Genomic DNA, 26,451 nt, shown 5'->3' on the forward strand with positions numbered 1-26,451 from the left:
TTCAAAATCGAATGGCGCGCCCCTCCTCGAGCAGCGCCAGTGCCGTTACCGCTGGATCGATATGAAATGATCCGTGGTGAATTCTTCGATGATCCACTTCCCGTTGAAGCGGCCGAGCCCCGAGTTTTTCTCACCCCCGAACATCACATGCGGATAGTCGTGGATGGTGATGTCGTTGATATGCGTCATGCCCGCCTCGATGCGCTGGGCAAAGGCGAGGCCCCTTGCCTCGTCGCGGGTGAACACGGCGCTGGACAAGCCGAATTCCGTATCATTGGCAAAGGCGAGAGCCTCGGCTTCATTCGCCGCCCGGATGATCGGTGCGACGGGTCCGAAGATCTCGTTACGGGCGAACTCGGAACCATTGTCGACGTCCGCAAAGACATGCGGAGGCACGATGCGGCCCTCGATTGTACCGGATAGGCATTCCCGGAAGCCACTTTCGCGGGCAAGCGCGATGCTCCTCACAACGCTGCGCACCTGGCTATCGTTGCAGAGCGGCCCAACCAGCGTGTCCGGCTCGTTCGGATCGCCGAACTTCACGGCCTTTGCAGCCTCTGTGTAAGCCTCGACAAACCGGTCATAGAGGGATGCATCGACGATGATGCGGTTGGTGCTCATGCAGATCTGGCCCTGATGCATGAAGCGTCCGATCAGCGCGGCCCCAACTGCCTTTTCCAGATCGGCATCATCCAGCACAACGAGAGGCGCATTGCCGCCGAGCTCTAGCCCGACGCGCTTCAGCAGTGACGATTCAGCTGCCACGCGGGCGATGTGGCGGCCGACCGGCGTGGAACCCGTAAACGTCAGCACGCGCGGCACGGGATGACGCGAGAATGCGTCCCCGATCACGTCGGAACTGCCAACCACAACGTTGAGAACACCCGCCGGCAGGCCAGCCTCTTCGTAGATTTTAGCCAGAAGCAATCCGCCCGTGACCGGCGTGTCGTTCGACGGCTTCAGCACGACGGCATTGCCGAGTGCGAGCGCTGGTGCCACCGAGCGGTTGGAGAGATGCAGCGGAAAATTCCATGGGCTGATGACGCCGACGACGCCGACAGGCTTCTTGTAGACCCGCGCTTCCTTGCGGGGCTTGTCGACAGGAATGATGTGTCCCTGGGCAGCCGCCGGCATGGTAGCCGCCTCCAGCATGCCGGCGCGTACCGCCCCCAATTCGGCGCCAGCCTTGATGCGCGTGCTCCCGGATTCACGGATCAGCCATTGAATGATTTCGTCCTTGCGCGCATCGAGAATGGCGACGGCCCTAAAGAACAGGGCGGCGCGTTCCGACGGCAGCGTGAAGGCCCATTCGACCTGGGCGCGATAAGCGGCATCGAAGGCCTGGTCGAGATCGCTGATGCTTGCCTGGGCGATCTCCGCAAGCACCGAACCATCATAGGGGTTCCGGTCGATAACGGTCTTACCCGCTGTGCCGGCAAGCCAACGACCGGCAATGAACTGCCCGGTGAACCCGTCATAGGGACGCGGGACGAAGACGTAATGATCGACTGGATGCTGCACGGCTTGGTCTCCTATCGCGGCATCCGGCATCGCCCGCTCCGTCACCGATTATCCCTCGGTGCGGATGGGCACAGCGACAGACGCGCCTCCTCATAGACCAAAACCTAATCTACAAATTTGCAGATCGTCAAGCTGAAATTATCGTAAAATGATAATTTGGATATATTCTACTCTGCGTTCATACTTTATGGCGGCAGCAATGCCTTTCAACCCCGCAAGCCACTGCCTGCGGGGTTACGCGTCCATCAGAGCGAAATCGGGTTATGCGGATTTTAGCCGGCCCGCACAGCTAAGCTTGGCACCCAGTTCCCATGCAGCGACATACGCAGCCGGATCGGCAGCTTCACCGTGGCGATTGGGCCCTCATCCAGGTGCTGCGCATCGAGGATCAACAGGTCGGTCGCCTGCTCCAGCAATCGGTTGCGAAGGGCGATGACATACCCCTCCCCTTCGGCCGCATCGGCACTTTTGGGGACAAAGATCGGCTCCTGGAAGCAGGACTGATCATCCGCAAACCACGTCTTGATCCGCCCCGTCGAAACATTGATATGCGCCAGCTGATTGAAGAACTGAAACGGACGCGGCCCGATCTGCGCCTCATTGAAGGGCTTGCTCGGGTCCATGGCGATGACGAAGCCATGGCTGTAATGCCGGCCCATATAGCGGTCGTCACTCCGCGGGAATTCGCAAGGGAACCGCGTCAGGGGCGCCATGTCCAGACCATTCGCGGTGGAATTCATATCGATGGTCAGACGCATCATGTTAGACGCCAGCGTTTCCGGCGGTGGTACAGTCCCGTCTGCCTGGGGGAAGAAATAGAAGATGTTGCCGCTGGTAATCGGCATGTCGATAAAAATACGGCCACGGTCATCAAAAGCGTTGAGCGTATGCCCCTGGAAGCCGTTCGGCGCCTTGAACCACCGGACATCCCGGCCGTCACCGTCGCGGCGAAGCACACCGAACAGCTGGTCGAGCCCTGGCTGCCATTCGAAATGCCGCCCACCATTCTTCATGCGATCAAGATCTGAGGTCAGCGGCATCAACGGAAAGATCACGTAGTTTTCGGTCACCGCGAAATCGTGAATCATCGCCGCATAGGGCGCGACGATCCATGTCTCGCGCTTCTTCCGACCGGAGGAATCGATCTCGTAGTAGACGATGTCGGGCGTCGCGTCGCCCCTGGCCTCGTAGCCAAAACAGAGCAGATCTCCATTGGCGGGATCGATTTTAGGATGGGCGGTAAAGGTCGCGCTGGTCAGCTGGCCATTGAAGTCCCACAACCCGATCGTTTCCATTGTCACGGGATCAAGCGCATAGGGCGCACTGTCTTCCTTCAGCGCCAGAAGCTTGCCGCCATGCACGACGACATTGGTGTTTGCCGTGCTGTTGTTCAGTTCGCGGACGCTCGGATCGTTTGTGTAGCGATTGCGATAGATACCGTGAAGCGAGGCTCTGGCCGCCCGCTGCGCCTTGAGGCGCTCCGTCATCACATAGCGTCGCTTGAAGTCGACATGCCCATTCTTGAAGGTGAAAGCGGTGATTGCACCGTCGCCATTGAAGAAGATGTCGTCGCCAAGCATCGGCGGATATTGCGGATCCGGAGCCACCTGGAAGAAGGTGCCATCAATCTCGTCCGGCACGGTACCATCGACCTCAAGGTCATAAATCTCGCCCTCAAACCGCGCAGGTTTGTAGAGTCCACCCGTGAAGTCCGCAGTCGCTGGGAAAAGTCTGGTCATCGATTACCTCCTCATAACCGTACACATAAGTACTATTATGAGAATTGCGATCAGTCAACTTAACAGTACGGACCTTTACGGTTATAAGGCGCCATGCGCGTAAAGACCGAAAAAAAGAAAAACGAAATCATCACCATCGCCGGCGAACTGTTTCTCTCGCAAGGCTATGGCACCGTCTCCATGGCAACGATCGCCGCAGCTGTCGGCGGCTCGAAAGGCACGCTCTATGGCTACTTCTCATCCAAGGAGGAGGTGTTTGCCGCTTTTGTCGTCAGCGCGGGACAGCAACGATGGCAGGAATTCATCGCCCTCGAAGATCAGCCGAACGGCATAGAGGCAAGACTCGTTGCACTTGGCTGTCGCTACCTGCGGCTCCTGCTCTCCAGCGAAATCATGTCGGTCAACCGGCTGGTGATAGCCGAGGCCGCTCGCTTCCCCGAGCTCGGCAGGATCTTTTACGACAACGGCCCGAAGAGCGTGATCGGCGTAATCGCGTCGACCCTGCAACAGGCTGCAGAAACGGGCGAACTCCCGATCGAAGACCCAATTGCGGAAGCGTGGCGGTTCAAATCGCTTTGCGAAGCGCGCTTATTCGAGCAGTGCCTGTGGGGGATCCGGAGCGAAGCAACCGAGGCCGAAATCTTGGAGAACGTCGAGCCAGCCTGCGCCATCTTTCTGAAGAGCCATCGCCCCTGAATGCACGGGCCTACTCGGTTCCGCTGTGGGTCTAGACTTCAGCCATGAAGCTTTCAATCATCCGGCCGGTCGCAGTGACGGCTGCGTAGATCCGAGGGCGTAGGTCGTCGTTCAGCAGGCGAGCCTCCACGATGACCGAAACCGAAGCGCTGATCCCGAGCGACGCATTTCGAAGGGGTGCGGATATCCCGACGAGATCCTGATCGACTTCACCACGGGTTTCGCAAATACCGAGCTTGCGCAGGCTTGCCAGCTCCGAGGTCAACTGACCTTTGCGGTCAGCATCCGCGCCGAGCTCCTCGTTGAGGAGCGACATCAGGTTCCGTTTTGTCAGGTTTGACAAGACCGCCCGAGACGTTGCGCCCCGCAGCAGGGGCATGGGACGACCGAGTTCGTAGCTGGTCTTGAAATGAGCATTCTGCCCGCGATGCTCCGCCACGCACATGACATCCTTGCCATACAGTCGTGCCAGAATGGTCACGCAGGGAATGCTCGCCTGCTCGGCGAGAGGACCCAAGAACTTCGCGCCTGAGCGGATCAGCGGATCGGTCATCGTGATCCGACGGTAGTATTCGACGAACATCGGACCGAGCCGATACCGCGATTCCACCGTGCTCTCGAGCAGCTCTACCGCAACCATCTCCCGGACGAGCCGATACAAGGTGCTGGCCGAAGTCTCCAGCGCCTCCGCCATTTCAGCAACCGTCCAGTTTGGTTTATCCGCGTCAAAGAGCTTCAGGATACGAATGTAACGCGTAATTCCCATCATGGGCATTCTCCAGGCCGTGCTGCCACGTCGTAGCAAAAAGATCCCGACCGCTGCAACCGCTTACCGGATGGCGATAAATATCGCAGCTCGTAATCGCAGGCCACTGAACTGCGCGAGACTGATAGTCCGCAGGAATTGCCACCGCTCAGGATTATATTTTTTATCGGTATTCGATAATTTATTGAATTAAGCATCTTGCAAATTTTTGTATTATGGCAATTATATCGTAAAACAATCAGTGGAGGATCCATATGAGTAATTTTGCGGTTCACGCCGGCGCCTACCTGCATCACGTCGCTTTCGAGAGTGAAGATCCTCAGCGGCTGGCTCAGTTTTATGCGGCCAACATGGACATGCAGGTGAGTGAAGTCTCGCCGGATGAATTCCGGTGCGAAGGCCCACTCCGTCACTTCGTGGCCATCAAGGGCGAAAACAAGAAACTTGCCTATGCGGGTCTTGCCTGCAGCAATACAGAGGTCTTGGAAGGCATGCGGCAACGCGCCATTGCAAACGGCGTTCCCATTCTTCCGAGCGTTTCGCCCTATTTCGCCGATGGCGCTTTTGGCGTCCGCGACAATGACGGCCATCTGATCTGCTTCGGGGTAGCCCGTAAGCCGACCATCTCCTATCGACCTGCCGTCGAAGGCATCCATGCGCCGACACAACACCTGACGTTTGCCACGCAGGACCTCGCCGGCTTCAAGGAATTCTATGTCGACAAGCTCGGCTTCTTCCTGTCTGACCGCGTCATTCACGACAATGGCGATCTGGCCACCGTCTTCACGACGACGAACAGCGAGCATCACACGATCGCCTGCTTCAAGTCGGACCGCACGGGCGTCGATCACCACTCATATGAAGCTGGCACCTTCGACAACATCAAGAAGTTCTGCGACCGCTTCGCAGCCAACGGCGTGCTCTTGACCTGGGGTCCGGGGCGTCATGGGCCCGGCAACAATCTCTTCGTCTTCTACACCGATCCCGACGGCAACTGGATCGAGATCTCGGCTGAACTGGAGACGATCTACGATCGCGACGTCATCGACTGGCCACAGCATCCCCGGACGCTGAACAAGTGGGGCAACGCAATTCTGCGATCCTGAGCGGTAACAGGGAGAGAGACCATGAAATTCATCAGTTTTGTGCGGCTTGGGAAATGCGGCTTCGGCATTCTGGCGGATGACGGCATCGTCGATCTGACGGAACGGCTTGCCCCCGGATTGGCAAGTCTCAAGGCCTTGATTGCAGCCGACATGCTTCAGGCGGCAGCAAGCTTCGCACGGGGAAGACCTGCGGACTTTGCGCTCTCGGATGTCACGTTGCTGCCTGTCGTGCCGGATGCGGGAAAGATCCTCTGCGTCGGCCTCAACTACGAGACGCACCGCGCCGAGACGAAGCGGCCCGACAACAAGCATCCGACCATGTTCACGCGTTATGCCGACAGCCAGATTGCCCATGGGCAACCGATGCTGCTGCCTGCCGTGTCGGAGAAGCTCGATTTCGAGGGCGAGATGGCGGTCATCATCGGCCGTGGCGGACGCTGCATCCCCGAAGAGCAGGCACTGGAGCACGTCGCGGGCTACGCGTGTTACAATGATGGCACCATCAGAGACTGGCAGCGCCACACCCACCAGTTTGGCCCCGGCAAGACCTTTCCCGGCACCGGCGGGTTCGGCCCCTTCATGGTCACGCCTGATGAGGTTGGAGATTACAGCCGCCTGACCATCCAGACACGCCTGAACGGCGTGGTCATGCAGGATGCGACGCTGGCGGACCTGATCTTCCCCGTGGAGCGGCTCATTGCCTATATCTCCAGCTACACCCCGCTCTCCGCCGGCGATGTAATTCTGACCGGTACCCCCGGCGGCGTCGGTGACCGCCGCGAGCCACCGGTCTACATGAAGGTGGGCGACGTGATCGAAGTCGAAATCAGCCGACTAGGCCGGCTGGTCAACACCGTCGTCGCAGAAACGGCCCTCTTGTGATGGCGCGCATCCCGGAGGAGACGGATGTCCTTGTGATCGGGGCAGGTCCGACAGGCCTTCTGCTCTCCAACCTTCTCGGTTCCATGGGCGTCAGGACCACCCTCGTCGAACGCAACGAAACGACGGTGCAGGAACCCCGCGCCGTCTCGATCGACGACGAGTCCTTGCGCGCGCTGCAGGCGGCCGGACTGGCAGAGACGATCGCCGCAATTACGGTGAAGGGATACGGCTCGATCTATCTCGGCCCGGACGGACGCCGTTTTGCCGAGGTAAAGCCGCATGTCAAGGAATACGGCTTCGACAAGCGCAACGCCTTCGAACAGCCGGTCTTTGAAGCGACACTGCGACAAGCCCTGACGCGGCACCCGAGCGTGACACCCGTCTTCGGGGCAGAGTTGTCAGCGTTTCACCAGAACAGCGACCATGTGCTTGTCGAGATCACGACAGGCGGGCAGACACGAAAAATGCGGGCCCGCTATATGGTCGCCGCCGATGGCGGGCGATCCGCGGTGCGCAAGGCACTGAACATTTCGCTCGAAGGTTCGACCTTCCGAGAACCCTGGCTGATCGTCGATCTGCACTCCACACGCAATCGCTGCTTCCACACGGAAGTGTTCTGCGATCCGCGCCGCTCGGTCATCACCCTGCCCGGCCCAGGCGGCATCCGCCGCTACGAATTCAAGCTCAACCCCGGGGAAACCTCAGACGAGGCTGAGGAAGAGAGCTTCGCCCGCAGGCTTCTGGCCGAAGTCGGCCCTGATGCCGAAGAGCCCATCCGCCGTCAGAAGGTCTACACCTTCCACGCCCGGATAGCTGCCCGCTGGCGACAGGGGCGCATCTTCCTGGCAGGCGATGCCGCACATCTCACACCACCCTTTGCCGGACAGGGAATGAACAGCGGCCTTCGCGACGCACACAATCTCGCCTGGAAGCTGGATGAAGCGCTGAGAATGGCAGATCCGGAAGATCTCCTGGATAGCTATGAGGCCGAACGCAAACCGCATGCGTGGTCGATGATCGAGCTGGCGCTTCGCATGGGCAAAGTCATGATGCCGGCATCCGTCCCGCGGGGAAAGCTCATCCGCATGGGCTTCCGTTTTCTCGGGCTCTATGGCCCTGCCCGAGACTACTTTGCCCAGATGAAATACAAGCCGAAGCCGAAATTCTCGGCTGGATTGATCCGATCGGCACCGAAGGTTCCCGGCGCTGGGGCCATCGGCCGGATGATCCCCCAGCCACTCGTCACCGCTTTCGGTCGCCAGCAGGTCTTGCTCGACACGCTGCTTCCCGATCGACCCGTCATGCTCGTCTTTTCCGAAGCGCCCGAGCGCTGGCTCGACACCGAAATGCAGGAGCGCCTGCAAAAGCTAGGCTGCGCAGTCATCGGCCTCACGCCGGAATGGACGAACCCTGCTTCTGCTCCATTCCCCGTAGTTCGCGACAGCAGCCGCTTCTTCTCGGAAAATCCGTTCCGTGACTGCCTCGACACGGCACTCCTGTTGCGCCGCGACCGCTATGTCGCCGCGATGGAGCCAGTGCGATCCATAGCCGGGCTGATCCCCATGATTGCCCGCTTGACCGAGCCGCCGCCTGAAAACCGGCGCAGGCCAACCTTCCCCGCAGAAGAGGAACTGCGGTCGAAGGCCATATGAACATTCACCTTGGGAGGAGAATGACATGACCAATAAAAATCGATTGATGCGTCTGGCACTGACGCTGCTGGGCCGGGGACTGGCCACCGAAGCGATACCGGACATGTTGGCGCAGGGCATAGCATCGATGACGCTCGGTTGAGTGCCATTTCTGGCGCTGGTCCATACCGCGATCTTCATGCTCGGCATGTACGGTATCACCGTGCCTTGACGATGGAGTTCAAGCCTGCGCCATCTCCATTACAGGGTCGGATCTATGGCGCTACAAGCATGGGCCATGGCAGCAAGAAGCGACGATTTCCTTCCAAAGGTGTGCCTTCGCCTTGAAAGGATTCGAACCTAAAACCGGTCGCCCTAGCGTCCTAACCGGATGAATATATTGATATTCTTTTTAGCCCTACGGCAGTGCCAAATCGGGAACAAAATTTCGGTCTGGTGGCGGGGTCCATAACTCATGGTTGATCATCGCTCAAGCCAGGTACGAGCGTGGTCGATGAGCGTAAGGGCTCGGTCGGAGCCCGAATAGTGCGAAAGTTGCAAGATGTTTGCGTCGACCATGCTTTCCACTAAATGGACGCTTAACTCGGGCTGCAGTTGTTGGCGCCAACTCTCACCGATTCTTCATGATAACAGACCGACGCGTCTGGGCTAGGATCAGTCAATGATGGACCCGGCACAGCATTTGCCACGAGTGTTTCAGAATAACCTTCACCGGCTCTACGAGCGCGTCGTGGCGACGAGCATGACCAATCTTTCTGTGCCACAACCGCGGGAACTGGAAAATCTTGACACTCTCGCCGCCGGCCTCGATCGCGCCGAAGCACAGGTCAATGCCCATACTCGTAACGAAGCCGCCAAGGCATTCATTCTGGTACTTTCCGCCCTCTTCGAACGACAGCTCCGTCAATGGGCGGTTCACCTGTTTGTCCAGCCACGGAAGCCGGACGTCCAAAGGCAACCTTTTTCCGCGCTGCTAACAGATTGCATGACCGAAATCGACATGAGCGACCTCGGCGATATACAGGACGTGCTGACCGAAGGGCATAAGATCGCAAATATCGTGCGCCACGGAGATGGAGATACGAGTGCCGATCTCAGGCAGATAGCGCCCCGGCTTTGGCAATCAGATCCAGGCGCCTATGTCGACATCAATCCTGGCCCTTCCCCGGACAGCGCCCTGCTCATTGTCACCGACGATTATCTGCGGGACTATACTCGAGCTGGTCTTCGCTTTTGGGGTCGCGCTGATCGCTTGCCTGGAGCCGTAAACGATCCACCGTTTTAAGACGCGTCGCAGCGTCGCCGCGACTTGACCCAAAAGAAATTCACCCGCCAAGACCAGATTTCTAGACCCCCGGATCGGTAGCCTTGCCCTCGGCTTGGCCTGAGCTTTCCGATGGTGAAGACGGTGTCTCCCATTCGGTGAGAATGTTTTCGAGCTCATCTTCATCCGCATTGCTGTTGACAAGAAGGGAGGCGATGATCCGGCCAGCTGGTCGATTGCCCTTCTTCGCCAAGGCGTCGACGCGACGCACGACTGATGCCGGGGACGCGAAAAACGTCTCGAGCCCACCGCGAGAAAGCGTTGATCTTGGCCCGTAAAGCAATTGCAGGAACTGCAGGAGCCAGGTTTCGTTTGACCCGCGCGCGGCAACCTTTTGCATAAGATCAACGCGTGCCCCGCCTTGAGACCAGGCGTAGAGCATTGAGGTGGCATGAGGGCTCGCTACCACGCCGTCAAGCTGAAGAGCCTCGTATCGCTTCAGCATCGAAATCCGAACCGGTTCGAACCCATCGGCGGATATCAGTCGATCGTGGGGGTCTGCCCTATCTCCATAGTAGCCATGGCCGAATGTTTCCTGCCTAAAGATCTCGGTAAGGAAGCCGATCGACGCACCCGTTTCAAATGCCGCGTAAAGTGCTGCATCATACCGAGCCGGTGCGAGCGCCACCTTCATTTGCTTAAGGACCGCCTCGATAAGGAACCAGATATGAGGCCTGCCCCATTCGAGGCCCGATTTGTCTTCTGCGACCTCATCCGCCGCATCGACTATGCCATGGATCAAATTTTCTATAGGCCAGGTCTTCACCGTCTCGTGCGAGGTGAAGCGCACTTGATCAAGCAGGCGCTCCGCCTTTGAGGCGCCCGCATCACCCTTGAGCCCATCGAGTTCTATAAGAAGCGCGGCAACCTCGCCCCTCCCCCTCCCGGCCGCCTCGATCAGCCGCGAAATGTCACTTTCAGAAACTCCATCTGCGGGAGCGATTAGGGTGAAATAGATGCGTGCATGGCTCGGACTGGCGAGCCGCTTCTCTATAGCGGCCTGCGCCAACAAACGACGATCGGCTTGAGCAAAAATCCGGCTGTCCTTGTCTTTCCCTAGATTGTAGAGATCGATGCCGGGAAGATGCCGATCCAGTTCGAACTGCAGCGCCTTCCACGTTAGCCCATCCTTCTCCAATGCCGCATCCATTGCCTGCGTCAGGACAATCTGCTCTTCGTCAGTGACGCGGCTACGGCCACTGCTTACTGCCGCGAAATTGACCAGATACTCCTCCACCCAACGGAAGAGATTGGGCGATCCGACGGCGATGAGCCGAAGCCAGACGAGGTCCGGTGTATCGACGCGCCCGGCCAGGCTCGGCCAGAAGACCCGCAGGCTGTCCAGGGCGCGGACAACCGCGCGAGGATTTTTGAGGACGCGACCACCAGTTTCGTCGATCACCTGCTGCAGGGACGACACCCGGGCGGCGTCGCAGCTCATGAAGGTCTCAAGCTCTTTGGTAAACCAACGTCGCAGCGCAAAGGATTCCGGTCGCGGTACGGCCACCTCGGTCTGGACTATTTTCTCCAGATAGGCTGTCCCGCTGGAAACGCCCGTGCCGCTTTCTATTGCATGCGCAAGCGTGAGCCCATCGTAACAAAGCAGATAGGAGACATTCGGAAAATCCGCGACGGAGCGGACAAGCCGTAAAAGCTCGGCAACCTCTCCCGGTTCGAGGCGGTCGACATCGTCGATCGCAACCACAATCCGGCAATCGAGATCGAGCAGGGCAGAAGCCAATCTGTCTTTTTGGGCAACAAGCGATGGTCCGTCGGTCTGTTCGGATGCGGCCGCAGCAATCTTCTCCAGCATGTCGCCGGCGGCAGACGCTCCAGGAACGAACAATCCGGCGACACCCGCGAGCTTTCCGATTGGTCCTAGATGCCGCGCAAAGCTCCGCACCTGCTCAACGACGTCGCCAGCCGCTCGCTTGGTCGCCTCGCCTGTCTCGCCGCGGGCGCTCTGTAGCTCGGCGATCGCTTTGGCAAATTCGTCGAACAGCGCGGTCAGCAGTTGATCGCGATCACCAATAAGCCAAGGTCTGAATTCGATGGCTGCGACCTTTGCCGGGTTCATTTCCCGCAGCCGCGCCAAAGTCAGCGCAAGCAGACTGGATTTGCCGGATCCCCATTTGCCTTCGAGGCCGAAAACAAACCCTTTGTTCGCGGCTTGCGAGGTCAAAGATGCGGCAATGCGTTCAGCAAGTGTCGCGAAGCCGAACAGATCCTCATTTAGTGACTGGATCGGCCTATCGCCGTTGAAAGTTTTCGCGTCCATTCAACCACAATGGACGGGCTGCGGGCGAAAGGCGAGTATGCTCCATCCGTACCAACCGATTTCTGTCCGGAATCACCATGAAACAATGCGGTCCTGCCGCAAAATGCAATCAGCCACGGTCATTTCTGGAAGGACTAAGCGACTGGATTTACAGTTAGTAAAAACTTAATTGAAATCCAAAGCGGCATGGCAGGGCAAGAGGACGTTCAATGATCAGGTCTATCGGTGAAATGCTGGAGGGACTTCGGCAAGCCGAAGCGGAACGGCTCCACAAGAGTGACATCCGCCACGCTCCAACGATCGGCGCAATGTACGAGGGTCTCACGAAGGACATCCTGGCAAGGGCAATTCCGAAAGGACTCGATCTTAAAATCGTTAGCGGCTTCATAATCGATGGCAATGGCAACTCAAGCGGCCAGATCGACTGTATGCTCGTGCAGGGTGAGGGCATCCATGTCCCCTACGTCGATGGTCTGTTCCAGTGGCATGTGAGCGACGTCCTTGTCGTGTTTGAGGTCAAAAAGAACCTTTTCGCATCTGACCTCTCGGACGCGCACGACCAACTCCTCGGCGTCTCGGACATATTCAGCTCGTGGATACAAACACCTGGCCTCGCGGGCAGCTTCGACCTGGGCGCGTCTCGGCGAATTTATTCTGAATGCACAGGGCTGGTCGCCCCGGAACGAAATGAATGGCGAGCGGAGAACCGCGCGAACCACCTCATCTGGCACACCATTATGGCTGATCAGATCGCGCCCCTGCGTGTGGCCCTCGGCTATGGTGGGTATTCTACGGAAAGGGGCTTGCGGAAGGGATTTCTATCCTTTCTGGAGGGAAACCTGAACAAGAAGGGTTTCGGCCCGCCCTCCTTGCCGAACCTGATCGTTGGCGACGGTGTGTCCCTGCTGAAACTCAGCGGTCATCCGTGGTCCGCTCCGGTCGGCAAAGACGGTTTCTGGCCGATCATGGCGAGTTCCCACGTCAACCCGACGTTCCTCATACTTGAACTTATCTGGACCAGGATCTCCTATAAGGAGCCTGTCGCTGCAATCTTTGGCGAAGATCTCGAGCTGGAGAGACTGGCGCCGCTCATCGACGGACGACCACAACCTCGCGAACCCGCCTCAGATCAATGGGGCTGGAACTACCGGATAGACAACCTTTCCGCCCGCCAGTTGAAAGGCGAACACTTCGATCAGTGGGAACCGGTCGAGATCGACCTTGATCAGAATGTGGTTATATCCATTCTCTGCAACGAAGATCAAAGTGTAACCGATCCGGAATTTCTGGATTTCCTTCGAGGCAAAGGGCACGATCCGGAAGCATTTATCGACGCACTTTGCCGAACAACGCTTGTCGCCCGCGACGGGGATATGCTGCAACTCACGACCTCACAATGTCAGGTCGTCGCGCTACCCGACGGCCGGTTCGTCGCGGCCGACAACAACACCGGTCGATTAACCCGTTGGCTCGACAAATACATGGCGAACCGCAAAGGTTCTGTAGGCGCCTGATGCGAAGTCCCGGATCTACGTTCCCGCGACGCAGGTTCGGGCCTCAAGCCAGCCCTGTTGTGCGATCCGCGCGAGCTACCACGGGCCGCGGTAGAGCCATAAGCATCGGTCCGAGTGAGAATTCTCGTCTCCGCGCCTTTTCGATGAGGCGGTCTTGATAGGATTCGAACCCGTGTTCGCAAGCGATTCATTTCTGAATCAATGGCTAAGCTATACAATTAGAGTGCTCTCGTCTGGACGATATCCATTAGCAGGTGTGCGAACGATTTTGTTTCATCACGCATGATATCAAGCACAGCGAGCGGTGGCCCGTCGCGTCTATGCTCCTCCACCATTTTGCCGTAACAAATCATGTGACCAGCCGGATCAAGAAGGCCGGCCGCCACTAGTGCCATGGCGGTAGCTGCAAAAGCCTTCGCACTTAGCGGGCTTTGGAGGCTCTGATTCAAGATGGAAGCGGCCTGTTCGTCTCGCGCTAGCCTTTCTACTATTGCCTTCGTCATCCCCTCCTGTCCTTGGCGGCCTGGATAGACATTCCGCTCCGACATTGCGTAGACGATTCGACAAAACTCAGCGGCATCATCAAGATGGGCAGACAAAACTACAGCAGAAAGCCAGTCGTGGTACTCTTTTCCAATGTCGATTATCGCAATCTGGCGATCTCTCAGCATCGGATCTCCCGGGGCAACGATCGCGAGTGGGAGCGCGCGGACTACGTCGTTGTCCTCTCTGAATAAACGGCGGATCTTTTCGATGGAATCGTCTGTGCGGAACTGATCACGTAGGATTTCTGCAGCAGCCACCACGTTGACGGGAGCGTAATCGCGGTAATGCCCGGAATTTTCCAGGACGTTCCACACATGCCGATATAGGATATCATTTCCTGGATAAAGTTCAGCAAGTGCCTTCAGGGAAGATGGGCCGAGGCTCTTGGCAGTCCGACACCATTCAAGAAAATCCTGACTAGCGGACGGGTTGCTAGCGACGTATGGCGCAAGCGCATGCCAAGCGACCTCATCCCCACTGGCCGATGAAAGTCTATCGACGAAACTCGGACCAAGCGATGACCTCAACTCCTCCCAACGACTTATAACCAAGCTACAGAGCGCGGCACTGGTGCCCCCACCGACGAGTGAAGATAACAGGATCCTTTGGCGGCCGAGCTTGACGTCGAGGAGCTTCTCCGGCGCTCCTTGGATCAGTAGTCCCGCAAATGCTGCTGCCTGCTGATCTTCGAACATGATATCAGGCCGTTCGAGTTCTGTTACCAGCCTCGGTATGAGTTGGCCTGAAAGACCTTCAGCACGGCCCAAGGTATGATAGTCGATCGATAGCTGGACCTTAAGGGGAAAATCGACTTCATCCCTGTAAGTTTTCAGGACTTCGTGAAGGGATGGATGACGATCCGCGCCCAGTGTGGCTGCGCTACCGATGACGGCGCGAACGTCGACTGGCGCGCAATGAGCTATACACAGAATGCGCTCTCTAATGGCGGGATCCCGTGGAAATGCGCGGGCAAGTAGCGACAAAGGAGGATCGGGGAAATTAAGGCGTCTTTTTGCGGCGGCCTCGACAAGCGGATGATCTTTGAACACAAGGTAAAGCAAAACCGGCTCGCGTGCGGGAAGCGGAACTTCACCGGCAGCGTTCATGATGATCCGCGTCGCCTCATCATCGCTGCCATCGCAGCCGAGATCCGCCAGTGCATGTACGATAAGATCGATACGGGAAGTGCTGCATTCCTTTGCAATCCTTAACAGCCTCGTCCGAGCATCCTTGGCGTTGTCATAGAGCTCCGGCAACAGCGCAACGATCATACCAAGCCGCTCGTCGGTCCAATCAAGGACCTCTTTCTTGAGCGACAAAACAGCGGGGTCTGTCGCCCAACCCCTAAGCAGCGGCAAGAGGTTCCAATACGGTGCGAAAGTGTCGGAACCGCGGACCATTTCAATGGCGTGGTCGCGCAGTCTCTCGTCCTTCACATTTGCAACGATTGGCCAGAAATCTTTTCCTCGATGGAGAAGATCGCCACCGAGTACGACGCGGATGGTCGCCTCTCGAATTTCAGAATCCGCTTCGCAAAAGGGGACCATTCCGTCCCACTCCTGTCCCCGCAGAAGCACAAAGGGATGGTCGTTTTGGAGCTGATCAAGTATCCATGACTTTATATTGGGTCTACCCGGCGCCGTGCGCGTCAGGTAAAATGCAGAGAAGGTTTTGTCGAGCATATCCTTCGGACGTCCGTCGAGGCTCGCGAGTGCTAGATCTACGACAAGATCGTCATCTTTCCAGCCCTCAAAGAGCGCCTCGCGCGCGATCTCCTGATCCCGGAAATCAAGCATTGACGAAAAGGCGACCAGTTTGAGGCAGCGCGCGCGATCGGATTCGGTATGTCGCTTGCGCCGAACCCTTGACCATATCGCAACAGCTTCCAGCAAGGGGCTTCCGCTGTCCATCGACTTTTCGATCAGCGTCGAGAAGTCCATCTCCTGCCATCCCATGACGAGCGCCATGATGGCTGACGCGGCGACTTCTATATTTGAAGTGCTACCAGTCAGCTTTTCGAGTTGCTGTCGTCTTGCAGCATCTCCGCCGAAGCGACGGGCGATTGCCATCGCGGCTGCGCGCGCGCCGGAGCGATCCTCGTCACCCAGGCCGTCTGCGAGCGCATCGAAGGTTTCGTCGTCTGCATCCCATGTGGCCAGCGCCTGATAGGTGTCGGCGGTGTAGGAGACGCGGCGCGGCGCCCATCTTGCGATCCGGCGTTCGACTAAGGGCGACAATGTTGGATCACTCAGTCCATTGACCGCGATGCGGGCGAGTTCCGACTTCTCTGACCCCGTTCCCCCACCCTCGATAGTTCTGAATACCGCTTTAGCTAGCCGGACCGCTGTCTGTGGCCTCATTGGCGAGGGGCTGAATGCGATCTCGGCCAGCAGTTGTCGCCGATTAGCACTTCCGATCGGATCCAGATCAACGGATTCGATGGCCTCAACGATCTCATCGATTTCGTTGGCCCTGTCGTTCACAGCGACGAGATTTCTGAGGACATTCTTCCATCGCGGATTCCCCGTTTCCGATCGTACGAAATCGAGCAGGTTCGACAGAGGCCAGCTCTGGACATGAAGCGCCGAAAGGAACTCTTCCAGGCTGGCATGAGCGAAGCCGATTTCGCCCGGGCCCTTTTCCACGATAAGACCAACCGTCTCTGCGTTGACGGCAAGAAGCTCGTCGGTTGCAGCCTCCGCCTTTGTGGGGTCAAGCCCAGCTTGATCAACAAGGTAGTTTTGCACCGTGCTTCGGGCCTCACCACGGGGATACCCAGCATCGCCGCCATCCTTGCGAGACGCAAAGGCCAGCGCCGCCAGTGCGCCCTGTCGTAGCCGAAGCGACGGCGATGCCTGAAACCTTGGTCGGACGTCCCCCGCCGCAGTTGCGCGTGCAGCAGGGTGAATCTCCAGCAGGAGCTCAATCAAGGAACGGAGAGCTGCGGATCGATTTCTGGGCAAGGCGACCCGTCGAAGGGCGAGAAAGAGCAGCCCTACGAATAGCAGGGGTGTCTGGGCGAGTTCACCAAGAGCAGGTTCCGAACGGAGTTCATTCAGAAAGCGATCTGCCTGCCACTGCAAAAGCGATGGATTGCCCTTATCCTCCAGCTCTAGTTCTTCCGTCACATGCGAAAACCAACTGAGGGCAAGCTGCCTCTGCTGAATGGCCGATAAAGGCGCCAACTGGCCGGTCTTCCAGGTTTGGGGCAATGAGCCAATCTTCCGCAGGCCGAGTGGACGTCCGGAGGCAACCGTAGGCACCTGGTGGACTTGCACAAAAGCCAAGAAACTCTGCAATGCTGTGCGCGCTGCCTGTTCGTCCGCCCATTCGTCCAGACCATCAACAATAAGAAGAACCCTGTTCTCCTCGATCGCCCTGTTAATCAGATCCACTAGATTCGCAGTCAGGAGCGGCTGAAGTGATGACGCGATCACGTCTCTCAGCCCGATCTCGTCGCCTTTGACCGAGGTAAGTCGGGCCCATTTGGAGAACGACACGAGCACCGGGAGTCGCTCACCCCATCGCGCTGCGGCCTTGGCGAATATCGTCTGGGAGCCAAGCAGATCCAAGGCAAGCGCTCGCAATAGCGTACTCTTGCCGGCACCTGCATCTGCAACGACCGCCATATGTTCGCCATCTGCAAACCAATCGGCCACCGCCATGCGTCTTACTTCTTCACGGACAGCGGGAGCTTTCTCTCCTGATCTCTTTTCGTTACTGCTCTGCGACGACGGGGAATAATTATCAATCATTGGTCCAGCCACACGCTCACGCATGTAGACATCTGTCATCGTAAACCGTTCAAGCAACGGCACCGATCGATGGTCGTACTGCTGTCCGCTGAAATCGGCGGCTACCATTCCTGGGTCCAGATCACTGAAACGAGCGGTATAGAGGCGGTAGAGCTGATCCCGCACGCGCGCGAACTCTTCGCCGTCCAAGCTAGTCATCAGCCGAGTGTCGGCAAGTTCACCATAGAAGGCCGAAAACCAGTTTCTCCCGAAAAATGAGAGAACAAGGTCCTGGTGGGACCGGATTTTATCAACCAAACTGTCGCCACCGAGAACCGATAGGGAAATTCCCCTCGCTCGCAGGGCGCCGGTCTGTGTCTCTATTTCGTCCTGGACTGCCGTGTCGTCGAGATTAGCCTGAACAGCGATCACCAGACTATCGGTCCGCTCGACCCAATCTCCTTCCAAAAAGACATTCACGGCCTTCGCGAGTTGTGTAGGTCCAAATGCCTTGTAGCGTTTCGCTTGCCATACGACGTATCTTAGATCGGGAAGCCTCGCAAAGATGTCGATGCCTTCTTGTTGCTGCCCTTGTCGACCATAGCGGGCGACGTGATCAAAGGATCCGTCCCTAATTGCAAGTCGGTAGCAGAGACGTTCGAAGTTCTCCCAGGAAAGTTCCCCAAAGGGGAGCGTCATCTGCACTGTTTCAACAGGTGGCAACGGGAAGGTGCCGCTAGGCGGGGCTGTCAACGATGTCTGAGATAGCGCGGTGAGGTCTCGAGTGATGGCAGTAACCTCCTAGCAAACACGTCCGGATTGCAACGCTCGACAATCAACTCCACGGCCACGATAGTTCTTTTTTAGCTGTTGAGTAAGGCATGTCCAGCACCTCCACTGACGAACCGCCGTCATTACAATGCAGTCGCAGCGCAACGGCTAACAGAAATTCCAGGAATCGGGTACTGAACGCCACAGCTTTGGTTGACGCGATAGGAAACGCCAGCAGTGTTGATTTTCAGCTGGCTTTAACCCGTTTTTCCGTTTCGCGTCAGCCACCAGACACGGTGTAGTGAACTGGCAACAACAATTTTATCCGGCGTACGTGGATAACCGCGAAACGGAAAATGGATCAAACACACGCGAAAACTAACACCCTTGTTCAAGATGCCTGCAGAGCCGGTATAACCCATAGTTGCTTCGCCGGAGCAGTTCCCGGTCCGTCTAGCTTCGGCCACCTGGCACTATCCGGTTGGGATGGTTCCCGCCGCTTATGGCGTAGGTCGAGACACTGCGCGGGAGTGCTAATGAATGAAGTTGAGCGGTGGGCAGCGACCCGGCTGTAAAAACCATTAGAATGTTGCGGCACCCTCGCTTCCCTAATATAGATTAAAGCGCCGGTTGTCACGGCGACGCAACCGGAGGGGGAGAAGATTGCTAAATATGTGTGCGGTAGCTCACTTCACAGTCATGGTTTCGCAACAGCGAACACGAGCGACTGCGGGGGTGCGCGTAGTTGGCTGATGCTTTGCTTGCCCAGGATATACTTGACGGTGCAGCTGTTCGCGACCGGCCGAACTTATTCGTGATCGGCAGTTTCGACCGGCGCATCACCTTCTATTCCCAACAGGTCCGGGCGCTGTCGCTGGTCCACGCGCTCAAAGAACTTGGCTATCTCCATGCCAATCCGAGGATAGCGGTCGTTGGCGGCGGCGCGGCAGGCGTCACCGCAGCCGCAGCTGCAGCGCTGGTAACCGGGTCGCAGGTCATCTTGTTCGAATCCGCCGCTGCGCTTCTGCCTCTTCAGTCGACAACCGATCGGCGGCGGCTCGATCCGCATATTTACGATTGGCCGGCACACGACACGACCGATCCCATAGCCGACCTGCCGATCCTTGACTGGGAATCTGGGACATGCCGCACCGTCCGTGACGATGTACTGCTTGGATTCGAGGACATCGCTGTCAGACTCGCGCCGCGGCTCGAGCGACGGCTGCGCCATCAGGTTACCGCGCTCACACGGACTGCGGATGGTTATCAGCTCGACATCACCGATCTCAATGCGCCGCCACCGCCGCCAGGCGCGGAGCTGCGCGAACAGTTTCACATGGTACTCCTCGCGGTGGGGTTTGGGTTCGAGCCGAGCGAACCGGTGCCGTTGATACAGAGCGCAAGCTATTGGACCGATGCCGGCGTTCCAGTTGCCGAGTTTGCGGGTCGGCCGACCCCGCGGTTCTTTGTCAGTGGCGCAGGTGACGGCGGACTGATCGATTTCGTGGCCGCCGGAGCCAGCGATTTCGATCATGCCGGGATGATTCGGCTGATCTCTGAACATCCCGGCATCGCGGCGTTAAGGCCGGCCCTTGCCGCGATCGACGTGCGCGCTCGTGCTGAGGATGCCAAGGGCGCCCGCTTCGATTTCATGGCGGCCTATGACACTGAGCTTCTTCAATCTCTCACAGACATCGGCCTCGTCGCTGCGGTCGCGCAGCAGCTGCGGCCGGGCGTGCAGTTGACGTTTCAGACCCAGCATGCCGAGCTGTTCGACGTCTCAACAGCAACGCTCAACCGGCTCGCCGCCTATCTCACTATCAAAGCGTGTGCGGGAGACGCCCAACGCTCTTTCCGGCATCTGCAATGCGGCATCGTCACCCGAACTGACGCCCCGGATCCGGCGCCGGTCATCGCCCCCTTTTGGCTCGATTGCGCCGGGGAGGCGGTCGCGGCGGATGCGGTGATCGTGCGGCGCGGTCCCCAGCGAGAAGTGGTGCGGGCTCCCTTTGCCCCGCACCTAACCAGTTTCGATGTAACGCACAACGAATGGCTTGCCCGTCATGGCGACGCCACGCTTGTCCCTAAATTGTCAGCATCGGCACGTTCCCTGTTCCGGGAGGCCGCGCGCAGCGCGAATGTCCTCGCGCCGCGGCTGCAGCGACAGGCGGCCAATCAGCTCCCCGTATCGGTACAGCTACTCTGCGAAGGCCCCAACATCCGCTGGTCTGGCGCGGTTCCGCCGGAGCAGCTTATCCGATCGTGGGGCGAGCAGCAGCCATTTGAGATCATCTTACCCGATGCTCCCGGGGCGCTTGGCGCCGTCGCTGGGGCTTTGCTGCGGGTCGCCTGCCACAGCAGCAATTGCCGGCTCCACGCCGCACCCGGCCTGTGGAGCAAGCTGGTCCGCGAGCTCAGCCTAGACTCGCCGCACGCTGAAGGCATGGCGATGCCAGCGATCGTGGCCGGCAATCCCGGCGGCGCTGCTCAGGATCCGATTGCGCTGCCGCTCGATATTTTCGCGCGTCGGATTCACCGGTCGCTGGATAGCTGGCTGCTCGAGCGCCTGGACGCACACCTCCAGCCATTTTTCGCCAGCAATGCCGATCCCGGCCGCCCGATTAACGTTAAGATCGCAGGCGATCTTCGGGCGGCCATGGCCGCGACCTGGGCGATCTGGCATGCGTCGTTCACCGACGACCCGGCACTGCTGAACCATTTCCTGCGCCTGATGATCTGTGCGGTCGACGAGGACGAACATCGCGACGCGGCACAGATTCTCGTCGGCCCCAGCAAATGGCCCGTGATCCTGCGCGGCACCGCGGTCGCTCTTGCCATCGCCGCAGCCTGGGAGGCCACATCGCCGAAAAGCGCCAGGCCGGGCAATCTGGTTCGCCTTCGCGACGGCGACAGCGAATGGGCCGGTCATGGATGCGCGGCCGACATGATCAACGGTGACGAGATGTCATTGTGTGCAGCCTCTTTCATGTGGCAAACCCAGTTCGTCATCCTCGTCGTCAAAAGTGCCATCGAGGTCAGCCGAATCGCCGAACGGCCGTTCGCGCAAATCGACGCCGAGCAGCCAGGGCTCAGCGATACGGATGGCTCTGGTCCGGTGATCATGTCAATCAGTCGCGATTTCATCGACGCGGCTGCGGCGGGGTTGGCCGAGCTACGCACCCTACTGGCAACGGCGGAGGCGCGGCACTTCAAGGCGCTTGAAAAGACGATCATGAAAGGTGCGGCATGACGGATAGTGAGACTCTGTCACCTGGACTGGCTGATTTCGCTGACCGGCTGCGCGACGCGGCACTGAAGCTCGATCTCAAGGTCGAGGATCGGCCCGAATTGGCGAGCGCGACCTTCAACGGCGGATCGGCCAAATCGACGACGCTCAGTCCGACCGATCTGCCGGCGGAGAGCCATGCGATGCGGATCGATCGCTTCAATATCGTGCTGGGCATCCTCCCCGACGTTTCCGCCATGGAAGCGGTGCTCGAGACGCTGCGGCGCTACCGAAATCAATGCGTCGTCGCGCGCTCGTTCCTTGGGACTAATGAGACGCTAGACTTGCAGCTGATGCTACTGGGGCCACGTGCGAGCGAGCGGCGGGAAGCCTGGCGCGCAATGGCGTTGATGGTTGAGCGCGATGATCGCGTCGCACGCAAGCTTGCGTGGCTGCGACCCGAAGATCCGCTGAATGATGAAGAGAGTTTCGCCGACTTCCTCAAGCGAACTTTCCTCGCCCGACCATGGGTTCATGCCGAAGGCCAGTTCGAGGATGTGGCGCTCGATGAGCTGAGCGGCTCCAGTGAGACCACACCGGGTCTACCGCGGACGACGGCGTCCGAATGGGAGCGGATCGCGCTCGACGAAACGAAGACGCCGGATGATATTGTCGCAGCGTTAGTCAAATCCTGGGGTCGGAGGAGTCAGGCATGAGTGAGATCTTCCTTTCCCGAATCGCGATCCAGGATTTCCGGACCTTCGGCGACTTCGCGATCGACATTCCGGCGGCGCCCGGTCTTGTTCTGCTTACCGGCACCAACGGCTTAGGAAAAAGCAGCTTCTTCGATGCGATCGAATGGGGACTGACCAACAAAATCCGCCGGTTCGAACCCTACATCAACAAGGGTCGCAGGAAACTTGTCGAGAAGGATTATCTCACGCGCCGGGGCGCTGAGCCGGGGTCACATAGCGTCGCACTGACCTTCTCCGACGGCGACACTGTCGAGCGCAACGCAACCGGCGGCACGACGATGGCGAACATCGTCGCGCAACTTGCGCGGCCAGACCGCCGCACGATTAACGATCTTGGGACCTATCTCGCCCTCACTCATTTCCTCGGCCAGGCGGCGCAGCAGCGGTTCACCAGCCGCGACCCGCAGGACCAGTGGCAGGCGCTCAAGGGGCCCAGCGGCATCGATCGGCTTGAGCGCATCCGCGCGGGCCTGCGCGGGCGGGCAACCATCGCTGCATTCACGCGCCGCCTCGACGCTGAACAGGGCGTCGTCGCCACGCTCGATCGGGAGATCGCGGACTGGCAAGGATGGATGGGCCGCCTTGAGCGGCTTCGCGCTGCCGCCCGCGCCACCGGCGTGCTGACCGCCGACGAAGTTGCTGCGCGGATCGACCAGATCGAGAATGACCTTCAGCAGCTCGCAGCGGGTCAGCCGCTTTCCGTCACGAGCGAAAGTGTCGGACGGCGCCTTGCCGCGCTCGGCGATCGGATCGGAGAAGCCCTGCGAACGACCGGCGAACAAAAGGCAGCGCTGGAGGGGCTATCGGCGCTTCCGGCGCAGTTCCTAGTTAGCCAGGCCGAAGGTCGGCTCGATCATCCAAGCCTCGTCCGGCTGCGCAACGCGATAATTGATACACGGGCGCGGCTCGATCTGGCGTCACCGCTGGTCGGATCGACCGGCGCAGCAGTAACTGCGCAGACCGCAGCGATAGCCACGATCAACCAGAACATCGCCGTGCTTGACGCCGCGCGTACTGATCTCGCACGCCGTGCCCAGCTTGCTGAGTTGATCTCAACCGAGCAGCAGGATCGTACGTCGCTAACCGAGGCGATCGCGGCGCACCGCACGACAATCGTGGAAGCCGACGCGAAAATTAGCCAGCATGGCGAGGCCAGTGCCGAAGTTGCGAGGTTGCGGAGTCTCGCAACTTCGGCACGTACGCTAAAAGAGGCGATGGCGGAGTGCCTCGATCTCGAAGGCAAGTCCGCGGCTGCCAAGTCCGCGCTGGCGCAGGCACGCGAGGCCGCCGCACACGCCGCATCCGAACTTGTCCCGCTCGAGACGCAGCTAGCCGATCTCGAAAGCAAGATCGCCGAGGCCGAACGCGAACGCGCCGAGGCTGATCGCCACGCGTCGGCGATCAGCGCGGCCTTATCGCAGCTTGCCAGCCATATCCATGAGGACGATAGCAACTGCCCAGTGTGCCAGACGTCCTTTGAACCAGGCGCGCTCAAGGCGCTTGCCGATGCTGCGGCGTCGGGCAGCGACTATCGCCTCGCGCAAGCCGATGACGCGCTGGAGGTCTTGCGAAGCACTCGATCCGCGCTCAGCGATGAAATACGTCGCCTCCGCGAGGTAGTGGCGGCGGTCGACGGGCTTGAACGGGTCGCGAGAGCAGCCGCTGATGCGGTGACAAATGCACGTGCTAGCATTGCCAAAAACCTCGCCACAACCCCCGAGAGCGACCTTGCCGCGCTTGTGGCAACCCGTACACGCGATGCGGATGCCAGACTTGCAGCGGCTGAGGCAGCCCTGGAACAGCTATCTGCAAACGCGGCGGCAGCAACCGAACAGCGATCAAGCGTTGCGGCTGATCTCGACGAACTGATCGCGCGCGACAATCACCTCGGCGCAAGGCTGGTTCAGTATCAGGCAGAGGATAAGGCCTGCGCCGATCGCATCGCCGCGCGCAATCTGTCGAACGCGACGATCGGGGACATTGACACCAAACTGACGGCTGAGCGCGAGCGCGGCGAAGACGCGCGGGCTCGTCTGGCGCAGCTGAGCGAGGCGGCGACCAACGCGTCTGCTGATGTCCAGCGCGAGCAGGCCGCGCTCGACCTTGCGCAGCGCGACCTTACCGCAGCCGAGGCAGCACGCACAACCTCGGAACAAGCAGCGCAGCAGATGCAGCAGCGCTGGACGCGCGCTGGTCTCAACGACATTCCGAGCCAGGCTGAATATGACCGCGGGCTCTCCGCTATTGACGACGTGATCGGGAGTTTGCGGTCACTGGCCGAACGCCAACACGTCCTAGGCCGCGAAAATGAGGATGCGCTTCTCCAGAGCGAAATCGACGAGATCCTCGCTTCGATTCGGGCGAACGGAGGCGATGACGGCGTTCGGGATCCGGCGGCCCATCTCGCCGCGCTAAAGTCCAGGCTTGAGGCAGCGCGGGCGGCGGTTAGACTCACGACCTCGGCACGCAGTGCGGTGAATCGGTACTCGGAGGACCTTCAGAAGCAGGCAGACGATTTCTCGGCGCGCGTGCTTGACCCACTCAATACCGTGATCGACGATTTTAATGAGGCGATGCTGAGCACACCTGGTGAAAGCATTCAGTTCAAGGCCGACACAAGGGTCGATGCGACCAGCTTCGGCATGGCTTTGCGCTACCGCGAGAAGGTCGAGAATGCGATCGAGACGAAGAAGGATTTGCCGCCTCAAATCGTGCTCAGCGAGGGCCAGCTTGCCGCGAATGGTTTCAGCATCCTGTGCGCGGCGAGTACCGCCTATCCTTGGTCCCGCTGGCGCGCCCTTCTACTCGACGATCCGCTGCAGCATAATGACATCATTCACACCGCCGCGTTTGTCGATGTGATGCGCAATATGGTCGAATTGAACGGCCTTCAGCTGATCATGTCGAGTCATGACCGCGGCGAAAGTGAGTTCATCGCACGCAAATTCGATGCGGCCGGCCTTCCCTGCTCCACGGTCTTATTAACAGCGCCGTCGGACAAAGGCGTAGTCTGGAACCCGCCAGAACACAACAAGGCCGCAAGGCTGACACTACGTAAGGATGCACGACCCCCGAGTGTCAGCAATGCCTGACGGAAGTGAAGCGAAGATTTCTATGGCTAGAGCGTCACGGCTGATCGAAACGGCTTCGTTCTAAGCGGTAGCTTTGAAGCCGTATGGCGCCGCGAGACTTCGATCATTCGAGCAACCGCGTGAGGTTCGACAAAAGCAGATTCTGAGTTTGGGCATGGGGGAGCCCGAGCAGTTGGCCAAGTGCTCCCACGGCACCCCGAACGTTTCCAGGTTCGATAGGTCGACCGTTGTCTTCGAGGAACGGACCGTCCGTCTCTGTGAGCAGACGCTCCGGCGGGATGGCCTTGATCAATGCTTGTCCGCGATCCTTTTCAAACATCGATTGGTTCACTGAGAAATAGCAACCCAAATTAGTCGCCCTCCGCAACTCCGATTGCGATCCAGAAAACCAATGAAGCACGGCCGTGCCCCTGTTTGGTGGTAGAAGTTCCTCAAGACTGTCCAGCACTCTAGACGCGGCTCGCACGCTATGTATCGAGAGTATTTTTCCGCCCTGCTGGGCGCACAGGACCAGTATTCTTCGGAACACGTCGGTCTGTCGAGGCAAGCTTTTATAGAAACGCGGACCTGCGTCCAGACCAACCTCGCCCACGTATCGCGTTTCCTTGAGCAACCCCTCAAAGAGAGGTAGTTCAGTCCACCTCTCCTCTGCCAGATGAGGATGCAATCCAAGGGCAACGCGAACGCAATCTGTTTTCGACCCAAAAATCTGATTTTGACGAAAGGCTTTGGGTGTCGTTGTCACCGCCAAAGTTGCTACCTGATCTGCCTGACAGCGCCGATAAGCACCTTCGGGATCTGGATAAAGATCGAGGTGGCAATGAAAATCTACATATCTCGCGTGCATCT

General features: G+C 58.9%; 15 protein-coding genes. 9 read left to right on the plus strand and 6 right to left on the minus strand.

Going from position 1 to position 26,451, the window contains the following annotated elements; translation table 11 throughout:
• Positions 1-45: 45 nt before the first annotated feature.
• Both M2360_RS18005 and M2360_RS18010 read right to left on the minus strand, forming a co-directional pair.
• Positions 46-1,521 carry an aldehyde dehydrogenase family protein gene (locus M2360_RS18005; RefSeq protein ID WP_280776635.1) on the minus strand — a complete coding sequence of 492 codons (1,476 nt, stop codon included), beginning with the start codon at positions 1,519-1,521 and terminating at the stop codon, positions 46-48.
• Between the two features lie 272 nt (positions 1,522-1,793).
• Entirely contained in the window at positions 1,794-3,260 is a 1,467-nt protein-coding gene (locus tag M2360_RS18010; RefSeq protein ID WP_280776636.1) for a carotenoid oxygenase family protein, read from the minus strand.
• 93 nt (positions 3,261-3,353) lie between these two features.
• On the opposite strand from M2360_RS18010, the gene M2360_RS18015 reads away from it, so the two are divergent.
• Positions 3,354-3,956 carry a TetR/AcrR family transcriptional regulator gene (locus M2360_RS18015; RefSeq protein ID WP_280776637.1) on the plus strand — a complete coding sequence of 201 codons (603 nt, stop codon included), beginning with the start codon at positions 3,354-3,356 and terminating at the stop codon, positions 3,954-3,956.
• Between the two features lie 31 nt (positions 3,957-3,987).
• On the opposite strand, the gene M2360_RS18020 is transcribed toward M2360_RS18015, so the two are convergent.
• Positions 3,988-4,725, minus strand: coding sequence for an IclR family transcriptional regulator C-terminal domain-containing protein (locus M2360_RS18020; RefSeq protein WP_280776638.1), 738 nt, complete (start codon positions 4,723-4,725; stop codon positions 3,988-3,990).
• A 251-nt stretch (positions 4,726-4,976) separates the two neighbouring features.
• Between M2360_RS18020 and M2360_RS18025 the strand changes: the two genes are divergently transcribed.
• The 4 genes from M2360_RS18025 (at position 4,977) to M2360_RS18040 (ending at position 9,647) form a co-directional block, all read left to right on the plus strand.
• Entirely contained in the window at positions 4,977-5,828 is an 852-nt protein-coding gene (locus M2360_RS18025) for a VOC family protein (RefSeq protein ID WP_280776639.1), read from the plus strand.
• Positions 5,829-5,849: 21 nt separating this feature from the next.
• Positions 5,850-6,710: a fumarylacetoacetate hydrolase family protein gene (locus M2360_RS18030; RefSeq protein WP_280776640.1), complete on the plus strand. Its 861-nt coding sequence runs from the start codon at positions 5,850-5,852 to the stop codon at positions 6,708-6,710.
• The gene (locus M2360_RS18035; RefSeq protein ID WP_280776641.1) at positions 6,710-8,362 is read left to right on the plus strand and encodes a bifunctional 3-(3-hydroxy-phenyl)propionate/3-hydroxycinnamic acid hydroxylase; all 1,653 of its coding nucleotides are present in this window, start codon (positions 6,710-6,712) and stop codon (positions 8,360-8,362) included. Before M2360_RS18030 ends, M2360_RS18035 begins: the two co-directional genes overlap by 1 nt.
• Before the next feature lie 661 nt (positions 8,363-9,023).
• Positions 9,024-9,647, plus strand: a complete 624-nt coding sequence (locus tag M2360_RS18040; protein WP_280776642.1) for a hypothetical protein — start codon at positions 9,024-9,026, stop codon at positions 9,645-9,647.
• Between the two features lie 61 nt (positions 9,648-9,708).
• Here M2360_RS18040 and M2360_RS18045 read toward each other — a convergent pair whose 3' ends face one another.
• Positions 9,709-11,964, minus strand: a complete 2,256-nt coding sequence (locus M2360_RS18045) for a P-loop NTPase fold protein (protein WP_280776643.1) — start codon at positions 11,962-11,964, stop codon at positions 9,709-9,711.
• Between the two features lie 209 nt (positions 11,965-12,173).
• On the opposite strand from M2360_RS18045, the gene M2360_RS18050 reads away from it, so the two are divergent.
• Positions 12,174-13,478 carry a DUF6602 domain-containing protein gene (locus tag M2360_RS18050; protein ID WP_280776644.1) on the plus strand — a complete coding sequence of 435 codons (1,305 nt, stop codon included), beginning with the start codon at positions 12,174-12,176 and terminating at the stop codon, positions 13,476-13,478.
• A gap of 218 nt (positions 13,479-13,696) precedes the next feature.
• Here M2360_RS18050 and M2360_RS18055 read toward each other — a convergent pair whose 3' ends face one another.
• Entirely contained in the window at positions 13,697-18,457 is a 4,761-nt protein-coding gene (locus tag M2360_RS18055) for an NACHT domain-containing protein (RefSeq protein ID WP_280776645.1), read from the minus strand.
• A gap of 817 nt (positions 18,458-19,274) precedes the next feature.
• On the opposite strand from M2360_RS18055, the gene M2360_RS18060 reads away from it, so the two are divergent.
• The 3 genes from M2360_RS18060 to M2360_RS18070 are packed head-to-tail and all read left to right on the plus strand — an operon-like array spanning position 19,275 to position 25,602.
• The gene (locus tag M2360_RS18060; protein WP_280776646.1) at positions 19,275-21,779 is read left to right on the plus strand and encodes an ABC-three component system protein; all 2,505 of its coding nucleotides are present in this window, start codon (positions 19,275-19,277) and stop codon (positions 21,777-21,779) included.
• Positions 21,776-22,471, plus strand: coding sequence for an ABC-three component system middle component 1 (locus M2360_RS18065; RefSeq protein ID WP_280776647.1), 696 nt, complete (start codon positions 21,776-21,778; stop codon positions 22,469-22,471). Before M2360_RS18060 ends, M2360_RS18065 begins: the two co-directional genes overlap by 4 nt.
• Positions 22,468-25,602, plus strand: coding sequence for an AAA family ATPase (locus tag M2360_RS18070; RefSeq protein ID WP_280776648.1), 3,135 nt, complete (start codon positions 22,468-22,470; stop codon positions 25,600-25,602). Before M2360_RS18065 ends, M2360_RS18070 begins: the two co-directional genes overlap by 4 nt.
• Before the next feature lie 103 nt (positions 25,603-25,705).
• Here M2360_RS18070 and qatD read toward each other — a convergent pair whose 3' ends face one another.
• Positions 25,706-26,449 (minus strand): Qat anti-phage system TatD family nuclease QatD, encoded by a 744-nt coding sequence (gene qatD / locus M2360_RS18075; protein ID WP_280776649.1) that lies wholly within the window; start codon positions 26,447-26,449, stop codon positions 25,706-25,708.
• Between the last annotated feature and the right edge of the window lie 2 nt (positions 26,450-26,451).

The organism is Rhizobium sp. SG_E_25_P2 (genome assembly GCF_029892285.1).
Lineage (GTDB): Bacteria > Pseudomonadota > Alphaproteobacteria > Rhizobiales > Rhizobiaceae > Rhizobium_E.

Bases quoted from the DNA above. Each gene is read 5' to 3' on its own strand.
- M2360_RS18030 (WP_280776640.1), top strand. From the start codon at position 5,850: ATGAAATTCATCAGTTTTGTGCGGCTTGGGAAATGCGGCTTCGGCATT.
- M2360_RS18010 (WP_280776636.1), bottom strand. From the start codon at position 3,260: ATGACCAGACTTTTCCCAGCGACTGCGGACTTCACGGGTGGACTCTAC.
- M2360_RS18070 (WP_280776648.1), top strand. From the start codon at position 22,468: ATGAGTGAGATCTTCCTTTCCCGAATCGCGATCCAGGATTTCCGGACC.
- M2360_RS18065 (WP_280776647.1), top strand. From the start codon at position 21,776: ATGACGGATAGTGAGACTCTGTCACCTGGACTGGCTGATTTCGCTGAC.
- M2360_RS18035 (WP_280776641.1), top strand. From the start codon at position 6,710: ATGGCGCGCATCCCGGAGGAGACGGATGTCCTTGTGATCGGGGCAGGT.
- M2360_RS18045 (WP_280776643.1), bottom strand. From the start codon at position 11,964: ATGGACGCGAAAACTTTCAACGGCGATAGGCCGATCCAGTCACTAAAT.
- M2360_RS18025 (WP_280776639.1), top strand. From the start codon at position 4,977: ATGAGTAATTTTGCGGTTCACGCCGGCGCCTACCTGCATCACGTCGCT.
- M2360_RS18050 (WP_280776644.1), top strand. From the start codon at position 12,174: ATGATCAGGTCTATCGGTGAAATGCTGGAGGGACTTCGGCAAGCCGAA.
- M2360_RS18040 (WP_280776642.1), top strand. From the start codon at position 9,024: ATGATGGACCCGGCACAGCATTTGCCACGAGTGTTTCAGAATAACCTT.
- M2360_RS18020 (WP_280776638.1), bottom strand. From the start codon at position 4,725: ATGATGGGAATTACGCGTTACATTCGTATCCTGAAGCTCTTTGACGCG.
- M2360_RS18055 (WP_280776645.1), bottom strand. From the start codon at position 18,457: ATGACGCTCCCCTTTGGGGAACTTTCCTGGGAGAACTTCGAACGTCTC.
- M2360_RS18015 (WP_280776637.1), top strand. From the start codon at position 3,354: ATGCGCGTAAAGACCGAAAAAAAGAAAAACGAAATCATCACCATCGCC.
- qatD (WP_280776649.1), bottom strand. From the start codon at position 26,449: ATGCACGCGAGATATGTAGATTTTCATTGCCACCTCGATCTTTATCCA.